We start from the raw sequence: 12708 nt of genomic DNA on the forward strand, positions 1-12708 counted from the left end.
AGTGCTGCGCCGCAACACTTCTCAGTCGATGCGGCGGCGGTGCGCCCAGCGGGTGAGCGCGTTGCGATTGGACTGCTGGGTCTTGCGGAGGACGTTGGAGGCGTGGGTTTCCACGGTTTTCACGGAGATGAACAGGTTTTCGGCGATCTCGCGGTAGGTGTAGCCGCGGGCGAGCAGGCGCAGCACCTCCAGTTCGCGCGGGGTGAGGGAGTCGAGTTCGGGGTCCAGCGGCGGTTCCGGCACGGGTGAGCGCCCGGTGAAGGAGTCGAGCACGAAACCGGCCAGCCGCGGGCTGAACACCGCGTCGCCGCCCGCCACGCGGCGGATGCCGTCGGCCAGTTCGGCGCCGGAGATCGTCTTGGTGACGTATCCGCGCGCGCCGGCTCGGATCACGGCGATCACGTCCTCGGCGGCGTCGGAGACGCTGAGCGCCAAGCACACCGGGCCGTCCTCGATCCCCGCCAGCACCGCGACGCCGCCCCCGTCGGGCATGTGCACGTCGAGCAGCACCACATCGGGTTTCGCGGCCTTGATCCCGGCGATGGCCTCGGCGACACCGCCCGCCTCGCCGACCACCTCCATATCGGGTTCCCTGCTCAGCTCCGCGCGTACCCCCGACCGGAACACCGCGTGATCATCGACGAGAAAGACCCGCACGCTCACCTACTTCTCCTCACCACTCGGTGGACCTCGAGTACACACCGACCGTCCCCCATCGGTACCACATCCGTGCCCCGGACGCCGCGCACCTCGGGCGCGCCCGTTCCGCGAACCGATCGAGGAGGGGAAACCCGCGCCTCCCGACTCGGAGCACGCCGCCCGCATCGCCGATAACCGGCACCGCGCCCAACGCCGCCACGCCGATCCCGCTCGGAACCGCGCGCATCAACCCCGCGCACCCCTACTTCCCCGTCGACACCGACTGCCGCAGCACCTCGGTGTCGGCCTCCTCGGCCTCGTCGACGGCTTCGGTCTCGGAGTCGTTGCGGGGCATGACGATCCGCACCTCGGTCCCGCGCCCCGGATTCGAGATGATCTCCACCTGTCCGCCCCGGCGCTCGATGCGCCCGCGAATGGACTTGGCCAGGCCCTGCCGGTCGGCGGCGACGGCGGCGACGTCGAACCCCGCGCCCCGGTCGCGCACGAAGACGCTCACCTGGTGCGGTTCCACTTCGGCGAACAGATCCACGGTCGGCACGCCCGCGTGTTTGGCGGCGTTCACCATCGCCTCCCGGCTCGCGCCGAGCAGCGCCGTGAAATGTTCCTTGGGCAGGCCCGCGCCGGTGTCGTCGACATCCATCGACACGTCGCCCACCGTGACCGGTGTGACCTTCACGCCGTGCTGGTCCTCCACCTCGCCCGCGATGGTGCGCAGGGCGGCGGCCAGGCTGGACTGCGCGGGCCCGGTGTCTTCGAACAGCCAGCGGCGCAGTTCCCGCTCCTGGCTGCGGGCCAGGCGCGTCACCTCCTGCGGGTCGTGCGCCTGGCGCTGGATGAGGGCCAGCGTCTGCAACACCGAATCGTGCAGGTGCGAGGCGATCTCCTCGCGCTCCTCGTTGCGGATGCGGGCGGCACGCTCGGTGTTCAGCGCGCGCATCATGCGCAACCACAGCGGCACCGTGAGCAGGCCCGCGCCGACCAGCGTGACCGCGACCGCGATCAGCGCCGACCCCAGCGAACCCAGGTCGATCCTGGCCAGCACCACCACGCCGAGCCCGAGCACCACCATCGTGGTGCCCGCGACGATGCGCGCCCACGTCACCACCGTCGGGCGGGCGGGCAGGCCGAGCAGCGAGCGCGGGCCGTCGGTGTCGTATTCGCGCCAGACCAGCGCGGCGCCGACCGCGACGACGACGATCGGCACGATCACCTTGGCCGCCACGGTGCCGTTCATCAACCAGGACACCGCGACCGCGAGCCCCAGCCCGAGCATCGCCAGGCCGATGGCCTGCCTGCGCTCGGCGGCGGACGCCTCGGTGGAGTCGCCGCCGCCCGGGGTGAACACCCACAGCAGCCCGTAGGCGAGGATGCCCGTGCCCGCCAGCGCCGACAGCAGCACGAACGCGATGCGCACCTTGAACACGTCGACGCCGAGGTGGTCGGCCAAGCCGCCCGCGACGCCGCCGACGATCCGGCCACCGGACCGCCGGGTCAGCCGCAGCCGGGGGTGGTGGCCGATGTCGAGGACGGGCGCGGGCCCGCCGAGTCCGGGCCCGCCGGTGAATCCCGGCGCGACCGAGGGCCCACGGGCGACGTCGAACGCGGGGCCAGTCGGGTACATGCTTTCGATACTGGCACGCTGCCCCCGCACCCGGCCATCAGGAATCACCCTGATCTCGCCCCGGAGCGCCCCCAACCGGCGAAACGCCGTCCGGTCCGGACAGAAAACCCTCCTGAACTGCACGGATGAATCCTGGACCTGCCGCGCTCCGGCCCCGAGGAACTGGCCGGTCGCCGCCGGACCGGACATTTGCCCTCACCCCGCTCCACCAGGGCTTTTCCCCGATTCGAGCCCTCCGGCGGCTCGGCCGCGGCACCGCCCCGCTCCTACGTTTTCGGTGGGCCGAGAACGCCCCGCCGGACCCCGACAGCCCGGCACCCGCCACCCGGCGGCCAGCAGATCCAGGGGAGGAACGCATGAACACATCGACAGTCCGCAAGGCGCTGGGCACCATCGCCCTCGCACTCGGCCTCACCGCCGTCACCCAGGCCGGCGCCGCTCCCATGGCGCCGCACGAGAAGACGGTGCAGGCCCCCACCGGGTTCACCTTCACCGTCGGGCACACCGATCAGGCGTTCCGTCCGATCGCGCCGCTCAACGGCATGCCGACCAACCGCGAGGTGTTCCTCGACGACACCTTCTACGGCCGGGTCGATGCCGGCGGCACGGGCACGCTGAAGGCCGGCTACCTGGTGGCGTGCGCCGTCGACCTCACCGTCGGCATCACCCTGGGCGCGGGCGTCGGCTTCGACGCCGGATTCCAGGTCGGCCTCGGCGGTGCGACCGAGCCGACCCTGCACGCCGGCTTCGGCCCCGACCTGAGCGCGGGCGCCGGGATCGATCTGTCGATCGCGCCGGGCGAAGTGCAGCCGTTCGAGGTGGGCGTCAAGGAACTGGCGCCGGGCGGCACCGGCTATCTGGTCAGCCGGGACTTCCACGTCTCGGTGCACCGGTGCGGAGGACCTCTCACCATCCGGTCGTACACGATCCTCGAGGTCGATTCGCCGGAGGTGAGCGGCAGGGAGGCGGTCTACGGGGACCCGATCTTCCTGTGACGGAGGGGAGGTGGCGGTGCGGCCGAAAACCGCACCGCCACCGCGTTTCCGGTGGGCGGGCGGTAGATTGGGCGGGTGTTCGCATTGCCCGGATTCGGCGGGCACACGGGGTGAGCGGGGACGTCACGGCTGCGAGCCGGGGGGAGATCCGGTCGCCGCGTGCGGTTTTCGCCGAACGTTTCGCCCAGCTCCACGCGGCGGCGGGGAACCCGACCCTGCGCCGGGTCGCCACCCTCGCCGAACAGCGGATGCGCGCCGCCGCGGGCAAGAACCCGAATTCGCCGTCCGCCCAGCGGATCAGCGATTGGAAGGCGGGGCGCAATGTGCCCGCGCGCTTCGAATCCCTGCTGCCCGTGGTGCTCACGCTCGCCGACCTGACCAAGAAGCGCGGGAACGCCGCGCCCGCGGTATTGCTCGACCCGCAGGAGTGGCGGCGGCTGTGGACCGCGTCGAACTCGTGGACACCCGCCGACCCCGAGGACATCGCCTGCCCCTACCCGGGATTGCAGCCCTACCGGAGCACCGAGCGTGACTCGTTCTTCGGAAGGCGGCGCGCCACCGAGGAACTCGTCGATCTGGTCCGCACCGTCGAGGGCATCGTGGTCCTGGTCGGCGCGTCGGGGGCGGGGAAGTCCTCGCTGCTGGCGGCCGGGCTCGCCGCGACTCTCGCTGCGCCGCCGGACAACTGGGGCGTGCTGTCGATCACGCCGGGCAGCCGTCCACGCGACACCCTGGCCGAGGCCCTGGCTGCGCAGGAGGGCACCGCGCGGCTGCTGATCGTGGACCAGTTCGAGGAACTGTTCACCGTCTGCGCCGACGAACACGAGCGCGACGCCTTCCTCGCCGACCTCGACCGCCTCGCCACCGACCGCGCGGTCGTCCTGGCGCTGCGCGCCGACTTCTACGCCCGCTGCCTCGACTACCCGGTCCTGCAGGAGTCGCTGGAGAAGCGCAGCTATCTGCTCGGCCCGATGCGGATCGACGAATTGGCCGCCGCCGTCACGGGTCCCGCCGAGCACGCGGGCCTCGAACTCGAACCCGGGCTCGACGAACTCGTGATCACCGAACTGTGCGGCCTGGGCGATCACGAAGCCCGCCAGAGCTACGACCCGGGCGCCCTGCCGCTGCTCTCCCACGTCATGGCCGCCACCTGGCAGCACCGGGAGCGCCGCAAACTCACCCTCGGCGGATACCGCAAGGCCGGCGGCGTGGTGGGTTCGGTCGCCGCCACCGCCGAACAGGCGTGGAGCGAACTGTCCGACGCGCAGCAGGAAGCCGCCAAGGACCTGCTGCTGGGATTGGTCACGGTGGCGAAGGATTCGCGCGACACCCGTCGCATCGCCTCCCGCCCGGCCCTGCTGCGACGCGGCGGCGATCCGGACGCGGCCGCGGCGGCGCTGGAGGTGCTCTCGCGCGCCCGGCTGGTCACGCTGGACGCCGACTCGGTCTTCCTCACCCACGAGATCGTCCTCGACGCCTGGCCGCGCCTGCGCACCTGGATCGAGGAGAACCGCGTCGGCTATCTGGTGCGCCAACGCCTGGAAAGCGATGCCGCCGAATGGGATTCCGCTGGCCGCGATCCAGAGCTGCTGTACGGGGGCGCTCGTCTGCAAACGGCCGCCGACCACGCGGGCCCCGCCACCGAAGGGCAGGTGCACGACTTCCTGCACGCCTCCCGCTCCGCCCACCGCCGCTCCCGCCTGCGCAACTCGTCCACGAAAGCCCTGCTCGCCCTGGCCGGGGTGATCCTGCTCGTGTTCGGCCTCGCCGCGTACACGCAGACGCGGATCGCCGAACAGCAAAGGAACGAACGGAATTTCGCGGCGGTCCTGGTGGAGGCGCAGCGGTTGCGCGAGAGCGACCCGTCCCTGGCGGCCCAATTGCTCATGGTCGCCGAACGGATGAAACCCGGGGACGAGACGGTGTATACGAATCTGCTGGGGACGCAGAGCTGGCCGCTGGCGAGATCCGTCGCGGGTCACACGGAAGCCATCCGGGAGGTCGTCCGCAAACCCGGTGGAACACTGCTTCTGACAATCGACTTCCAGGACCGAGCGACACTGTGGGATACCTCGGCACCGCTGCATCCGGCACGGATCACAGACCTGCCAGGAGTCGTCGCCGACGCGGAATTCGGACCAGGAGACGGAATCCTCGCCGTATCGTCCAGGGACGACGTGCGTTTGGTGGACATTCGCGATATCGACGCACCGAAGACCTTGTCCGCACTACCCGGCGAGGGGCCGCACTACAACATCAGCATCAGCGCCGATGGCCGGGTGCTGGCCGCAGGCGGGGATCGCGGTATCACCCTCTGGGACGTAAGCACTCCGCAAGAGCCGAAACCCGGGGTGACGCTGGCCGCAGGGGAAAACAGGGCGAGCAACCCGCGATTCAGCACGGCCGGGAGGATGCTGGCCGTCACGACGTTCGACAGTTCGACTGCGGCTGAGTGGGTACAGCTGTGGGAGATCGACAGCCACCAGAATGCCACGCAGGTCGGCCCGCCGCTGAGCGCTGCCACAGAGCTGGTCCAAGCCACGACGTTCAGCCCGGACGGCGAGATCCTGGCCATCGGAAGCGGACACGGCTCCGTCTCCACCGACGGCAGGACACACGTGGCGACCGTGCAACTGTGGCGTGTTACGGCACAAGGACCCACACCGATCAGCGGTCCGGTGACCGTGGGCCGGACCGCGCTGGAGTCGCTCGAGTTCGGCGCGGACGGCCGCACCATGGTGGTCGGTACGGATGACAGCGCAACGCTGTGGAATATCGACGAACCATCGCGGCCGGAGCAGATCGGCGCACCGCTGGCCGTCTCTCCGGTCATGTGCCGTTCGATCTACGAGAGCTCGACCCCCTGCGGCGGCGGCCCCACCTCCCTTGCTATCGACCCCCACACGACTGCCCTATACGCCGGCGGAATGGATGGCGCCCTCCGAGTATGGTCGTTGCCGCCCGCGCTCGTACCGAGCACCGTGGAGAACGGTTTACCGCCCTTGTTCGACGCGCACGGCAAGAGAATGGCCGTCGTCGCGAGCCCGGACCGCGTAGACCTCTTCGATACCGGCGTACCCGGCTCCTGGAAGCGGATCGGCGCTGTCGCCGTGAACACCACCCGCACGATGCCACTGCTCAGTCCGGATGGGAACACTCTGTTGGCCATCGGTCACTACGACCTCAGCTTGGCGGCGTTCGACTTGACGGACCCGCGTGCCCCGCGCCCCCTCGGCGATTGGCGTACAGCGCTCGGCGGCAACAGCTTCGCCATAGCCTCCGATTGGACGATCGCGGCCACCAACGACGACACCGTGGTCCGGCTGTGGGACATGTCCGATCCGGACAACCCCGAGCCCGAAGGGAAACCGATTGAACCGCATGGACAACCACTGCGGATGCAGTTCAGTATCGACGGCAGACTCCTGGTCGTGACGACCTACCTCCTCGACGGCGAGAACTCTGATTTCGCACAGGAGTTATGGGATCTCGAGGACCCGGAACGCCCGTACCGGTTGGACACCGAGATCCCGCAGCTGTCGAACGGGAGGAACAGCCTCGTATTCGCGGACGACCACACCATGGTGGTGACGAACAACGAGATCGCCCAATTCTGGGATGTCGGTGACCCCCGACGGATGCGGATCCTCAGCGATCCGGTCGCCATGGACAGCACGCTGATCAAGCACGTCCGGTATTCCGCGCAGTCGGGTAGGGCGGTGATCGTCGGTCACGACAATCGAATATCGCTGTGGGACATGCGAAGCACCGAAGCACCACGACGCATCGGGTCCGAATTGACCGTACCCGCCTACGACGCGATCCTCAATGCGCAGCTCCTGCCCGGTAGCGATGGTCTCCTGATCTCAGGAGACACTCTCCATCTCTGGGATCTGAACGTGGACACCGTGATCGCCCGAATCTGCGACGTCACCGGCGACCTGCTCACCCCCGAGATCTGGCAGCGCCACCTCCCCGGCCTTCCCTACGCCCCGCCCTGCGACTGAATTCCCCTCTCCCTCAGCGACTCACCGAACTCAACGCCGAAACTCAGTCCCCCGCAGGGACTTTCCAAGGTTCCTATCAGTCCCTCTTGACAGGATGAGTCCATCGCCGCGCGGGCAGTGCGCGGCGGCCTCGCGTAGGGAGCGCGAGGGTGAGTGAGGGGGAAGCCCGATGATGTGGAAGTCCGGGTTGGTCGCTGTCGCGATCGGCATGGGATGGGTGTCGGCGGCCGGGCAAGCGGTGGCCGTCGACGGGGCCGGGCACGAGAAGACCTACTCGGCGCCCGGCGGGCTGGAGTACACGGTCGGGCACACCGAGCACGCGGCCCGGCCGGTGGGATCGCCGAACGGGATGCCGACGAACCGGGTGGTGTACCTCGACAACACGGTGTACGGGGAGGTCTCCGACGGCACCGGCTGGTTGAAGACCGGGTACTTCGTGGCGTGCGCGGTGGATCTGTCGGCGTCGCTGAACGTGGACGCGGGGATCGGGATCGATGCCGGGTCGGGTGCGCACGTCGGGCTCACCCCGGCGGGCCTGCTGCCCGGCCTCGATGTGAGCATCGGCCCGAGTCTGGGCGCGGGCGTCGGCGTCGACCTGTCGATGGCGCCGGGCGAGGTGGTCGACGTGCCGGTCGGCGAGCGGGAGCTGTTTCCCGGGAGCACCGGATACGTCGTCAGCCGGGACCGGAGAATCCAGGTCCAGGACTGCGCAGGCCCGCTGACCGTGCAGGCGTACGCGCTGATCACGGTCGACACGATGGACGTGACCGCCGAGGGCGCGGTGTTCGGGGATCCGTTCGTGCTCTGAGCGGCCCCGACACGATGATCGGGTCGATTTTCAGGGTTCCCCCCGATGCGCCGGGGCACCGATCCGGCCCACCATGGGAACCATGACGAGAACGAGCTTCGGCGAGCAGCTTCAGCAGATGTGGCACACCCGCCCGGTGCGGTTGTCGCGGCACGGCCCGATCGCGGGCGTCGCCGCGGGATTCGGGCAGCGCTACAACGTCGATCCGGTGCTGGTGCGGGTGGCGTTCGTGGTGTCCACCTTCTTCGGTGGGGCCGGCATCGTGCTGTACCTGCTCGCCTGGCTGCTGTTCAACGAGGCGGGCGACCGGTCCTCGGCCGCCGAATCGCTGTTCGGGCGCGGGCAGAGTTCGCAGTCGCAGACCAAGACGGTCGTGCTGATGGTGGCGCTGGCCATCGCGCTCACCACGGTCGGTCCGATCGGGGTCGGGCTGGCCGGGTCGGGGATGATCAGCCTGGCGCTGATGCTGGCAGGCTGGTGGATGCTGTTCATGCGGTGCCCGCAGCCGCCGCCCGGCACCAGCGCGGCCGACCTCGGCTTCGCCGACGGGCTCGCCGCCACCGGCTACCCCGGCGCGGTGTTCCCGACCGGTCCGGTGCGCTCGGCGGGCTACTACCCCGACACCATGTACACGCCGTACACGAAGCTGCCCGACGCGTATGTACCGGCACCGCACGTGCCGGTCGATCAGCCCACCGACGTGCTCCGGACCTCGTCACCGGACGCGTCGGCCGGGTCCGCCTCGCCCGCATCTTCGTCCCAAGCCGCAGCGACCGTGTCCGAAGCCGCCGTCTCCTCGTCATCGCCCCGGTCGTTCCCCCTGACCGAGCCCGCCTCGGCCGGGTCATCGTCGGAGTTCACGAAGTCCGAGCCCGGGGCGGCGGACCCGGCCTCCGTGGCATCCCCGAGGTCCGATGCCGCGAAGGCTCCTACCTCGCTGACCAAGGAACCGTCCGTGGACAAGCCCGTCTCCGTGTTCGCCGACCGCACCCCGCCCTCGTGGGACCCGCTCGGTGTGGCCCCGCTGGCCTGGGATCTGCCCGAGCCCACACCCACCCACACGGTGGTCGCTCCCCCGCCGAAGCGTCCGCGCTCCCGGTTCACGCCGGTCGTGCTCGGCCTGGCCATCCTGGCCGCGGCCGGTGCGGGCGCGATCGCCGCGGCGGGCGCGGAGTGGATGACGGCGAGCCGGATCGCGGCGGTGGCGCTGGCGGTGGTCGGCTTCGGACTGGTGCTCGGCGCGTTCCTGCGGCGCGGATACGGACTGCTGGTGGTGACCGCCCCGCTGGCCGGGTTCGTGCTGCTGGCCTCGATGGTGGGCCCGATCGAGTTCGACCGCACCACCATGGGCGAACAGCTCTGGACGCCCGCCACCATGGCCGACCTGCAGGACGAATACCGCGTGACGATGGGTTCGGGCACGCTGGATCTGCGCTCGCTGAACCTCACCGAGAACCGCGCGGTGACCGTCGACGTGCACCTCGGCGAAGGGCGCGTGCTGGTGCCCGAGGGCATGACCGTACGCGCCGACTGCACCGCCAATATGGGCGACGCCCTGTGCCCGGAGGGCGTGGTCGGCCCCAACACCCCGGGCGCCCCGGTGCTCGATCTCGATATGAACGTCCGGATGGGCAGTGTGGAGGTGCGGCATGGCTGAGCATGGTGAACTCGAACGCACCCGGGAGCGCGGCCCCTCGGCCTCGCTGCTCATCGTGGGTCTGCTCGCACTCACGGTGAGCACCGTGGGACTGATCGGATCCGCGGCGACGCTGGGCGGCGCCATCTCCTTCGGCTGGGTGGTGGTGATCGCGGCGATCATCATCGGCCTGATCCTGGTGATCTCGCCCCGCAAACGCTCCTGAAGATGTGACGCCGAGAGGCCCGTCCGCGCGGACGGGCCTCTCGGCGTTTTCGGCCGGGCACGACATCCGCCGCGTGGAGCCCGAATTCCTGTGCGGCCGTCGGCGTTCGAGCACACGCGCCCCTCCCGCGCGGGGCCGTCCGAACTATCCCCGATCCGAACGCGCTTCCGACCGCATCGTCGCCACCCGAACGGAAAGCTGTTCCCGGTGCCGCAGCACCGCCGCCGCTCGCGCACCGAAGGCGCGGATCGCGTCGGCGAGCACGGGATCGGTGACCTCCGCGGGGACCACGCCGTCGCTGATCAGCGCGGACGCGGCGGTGCTGTCGAACCGCCGCAAAGCCCGGGAACCGGCGGGATCGCGCGGACGGAGGAAGTGCCAGAACGCGGGCGGCGGCATCATCGCTCGCCCGAGCGGGTCCGGCTCGCGGTACGCGCGCGGGTCGGGGAACGAACGCACCTCCCACAGCGGCGAATCGTCCACGTGCGCGCGCATCGGGGCGAAGACATCGACGACGTCGTGAGTGACGACCACGCCGGTATCGCCGCCCGGCATCCGGACCACACCCCACGGTAGGTCCCGGTGCGCCCCGCCCGCGAACGTCGCGGTCCGGCCGTCCATCCCTTCGAGGACATACTCGCGTTCCGACGCACGGTCCCGCGTGACACGAAACCCGGTGAGCCCGTTCGCCGAACCCAATGGGGAGTCGACCCCGTCGGGCAGCGGCGCATACGACAGCTGCGTCCACGCGAGCTGTCGCCCTTCCGGAACGTCGTCGGGCGCGAAGAATTTGGGGAGCGAGAAGGTATCGGTGCGTTCCCCGGTGACCGGATCGACCTCCGACCATTCGTTCCTACCCCCGACGCTGTACTGCGCACTCCACAGGCGCACACCGTCGCTGAGCTGCATGTCGTATCGTCCGACGCCGTGCTGATCGCCGGGCCGCAGCACGTGATCGCCGTCGTGGCGGCCGTCGCCGGTGGCGAACTGGTAGCCGAGCGCGCCGCCGCCGGAACCGCGACAGATCAGTCCATTGTCCTCGTCGGGTTCGAAAACCTCGCCCGGCGCCGAAGCCCAGAACGCGTAGGGCGCGCTGTGTCGCCAACCAGCGGTGGCGTACGCGACGAGGAAATCGCCGCCGACGCCGAGCACCAGGTGCCACGCCGCCTCCGGCGGCAGCCGGAACTCGGTGCGCGCGAGCACCTTCTCGGCACCGACGGTGACGGCGCGGTCCACACCGAACACGGTGAGCGCGGGCCAGGTCGCCGTCGCACCGACCACCTCGCCCACCTCGGTGAGCGCTTCTTCCAGTGCGGGCCAGTGGAATTCGGCAGGGATGCCCGCGCGCACCGTGCGCAGCAGCGGCCCGGTCCCGTCCAGCCCGGCCAGCGCACCGTCGATACCGTCGAGCGCGCGCACCGTCGGCGCGTCGAGCAGGCCGTCCAATTCCTCGATCGCGTGCTCGGCGGTGAGCAGTCCGCCGCCGCGGACCCGCTCCAGGACGGCGAGTACGCGCGCGTGCACACTCGCCTCGATGCCGGGGTTGTCGGGCAGCTTTCCGATCGCCGAACCGTGCGTGCCACGGTGGGCGTGGATCAGGCGCTCGAGCTGCGGGCCGTACTCGGGGTGCGCGGCGAGCGCGTGCAGGTCACGGCGCGAGTTACCGCCCCGGTAGGACAGTTTCGACCGTCCGGTGTCGAGCGGGATGCCCTCGGCGAGCAGGGCATCGGCCAGGTCGGCGTCCACGTGGCTGTGCGTGAATCGGCTCTCGCGCAACCGAACCGGCGCACCATTCGCGCGCAGTCTCGGCGCCCAGCGCCGCACGGCGTCGAAAAGCTCGGCGGGCATGGGCTGTGCGATGATGCCGCCGTACGGGACCTTCCGGTAGCAGTACAGGTGATAGAACCTGCCCAACCACTCGGCGGGATCGAGGTCGGGCGTGCTCTCCGCATCGGCCATCGCGTCGACCGTGCCCGCCGCGTCCAGCATGCGCAGGAGCGCACCGCCGTCGGTGTTCGTCTCCGGGAACAGCGATAGCAGGCCGGTGGCCGGCGCGGGCTTCGCCGAGGCGAAAACGGCTGCGGCACCGTCGAGTAGACCGTCGGGCACCTCCCCGCCCCGGCCTACGCCGAGGACGGACGCCAGCACGCGGGCGTCCTCGTCCACCGGCAGCCCGGCCGCCTTCGCCGACGCCCGCACCCGGCGGTGCCAGTCCGCGCCCAGCGGTCCGCCACCCGCCGACCACGCCTCGAGCAGTCGCACGAACTCGGTGTGCGCGTCGCCGGGTGGAAATAGCTGGGCCAGCCATTTCTGCTGCGGTGCCAGCTCTTTGACCGGGATCGCCCCGTGCCGGGCCATCAGCAGCGCGTTGCGCACGCGGAAATCCGCGTCGATCGGCAGGTCGTGCTCCCGTTCGGCTTGCCGCGCACGGGAATACGCCGCACCCGCCGCCTTGCGGAAGCGCCCGCCCAGCCGGGAACCGTCCGCGTTCGCGGCGAGCCGGTGTGCGACCGTGTCCCAGAACCAGGGCAGATGCCCGGCGGGCAGCCCGCGCGCCGACGCCGCGATATCACCCACGTACCGGGCGGGCTTCTCCCCGCCGCGGCGCAACCCGTCCGCGATCTCGGCCACGACCCGCTCGGCGCGCGCTACCGCACCGGGCTCGGCACCCCGCACCCAGTCGAGGTAGAGCGTGGAACCGGACAGCACCGCGGGCGCGGACATGGCCGAATCATGGCATGCCACAGCGACATCC

The 12708-nt window shown here is 70.5% G+C and carries 8 protein-coding genes; 5 read left to right on the plus strand and 3 right to left on the minus strand.

What is annotated here, in order from left to right; translation table 11 throughout:
* Positions 1 to 21: 21 nt before the first annotated feature.
* Together OHB21_RS02725 and OHB21_RS02730 are read right to left on the minus strand one after the other, a co-directional pair.
* Complete coding sequence (locus tag OHB21_RS02725) at positions 22 to 657, minus strand: response regulator (RefSeq protein ID WP_067512361.1); 636 nt, start codon at positions 655 to 657, stop codon at positions 22 to 24.
* A gap of 244 nt (positions 658 to 901) precedes the next feature.
* On the minus strand, positions 902 to 2281 hold the full coding sequence (locus OHB21_RS02730; protein ID WP_084537999.1) for an ATP-binding protein: 1380 nt from the start codon (positions 2279 to 2281) through the stop codon (positions 902 to 904).
* 356 nt (positions 2282 to 2637) lie between these two features.
* Here OHB21_RS02730 and OHB21_RS02735 point away from each other — a divergent pair, with 356 nt between their 5' ends.
* The 5 genes from OHB21_RS02735 (at position 2638) to OHB21_RS02755 (ending at position 9953) form a co-directional block, all read left to right on the plus strand.
* Entirely contained in the window at positions 2638 to 3276 is a 639-nt protein-coding gene (locus tag OHB21_RS02735; RefSeq protein ID WP_067512303.1) for an MspA family porin, read from the plus strand.
* A gap of 110 nt (positions 3277 to 3386) precedes the next feature.
* Positions 3387 to 7283, plus strand: a complete 3897-nt coding sequence (locus OHB21_RS02740) for a WD40 repeat domain-containing protein (RefSeq protein WP_195125494.1) — start codon at positions 3387 to 3389, stop codon at positions 7281 to 7283.
* Positions 7284 to 7452: 169 nt separating this feature from the next.
* Positions 7453 to 8091, plus strand: a complete 639-nt coding sequence (locus OHB21_RS02745) for an MspA family porin (RefSeq protein ID WP_195125495.1) — start codon at positions 7453 to 7455, stop codon at positions 8089 to 8091.
* 82 nt (positions 8092 to 8173) lie between these two features.
* Positions 8174 to 9748 (plus strand): PspC domain-containing protein, encoded by a 1575-nt coding sequence (locus OHB21_RS02750; RefSeq protein WP_067512297.1) that lies wholly within the window; start codon positions 8174 to 8176, stop codon positions 9746 to 9748.
* Positions 9741 to 9953: a hypothetical protein gene (locus tag OHB21_RS02755; RefSeq protein ID WP_067512295.1), complete on the plus strand. Its 213-nt coding sequence runs from the start codon at positions 9741 to 9743 to the stop codon at positions 9951 to 9953. The genes OHB21_RS02750 and OHB21_RS02755 overlap by 8 nt, the downstream gene beginning before the upstream one ends.
* 144 nt (positions 9954 to 10097) lie before the next feature.
* Here OHB21_RS02755 and OHB21_RS02760 read toward each other — a convergent pair whose 3' ends face one another.
* Positions 10098 to 12677, minus strand: coding sequence for a hypothetical protein (locus OHB21_RS02760; protein ID WP_195125497.1), 2580 nt, complete (start codon positions 12675 to 12677; stop codon positions 10098 to 10100).
* Between the last annotated feature and the right edge of the window lie 31 nt (positions 12678 to 12708).

It is taken from the genome of Nocardia puris, from assembly GCF_036051655.1.
Lineage (GTDB): Bacteria > Actinomycetota > Actinomycetes > Mycobacteriales > Mycobacteriaceae > Nocardia > Nocardia puris.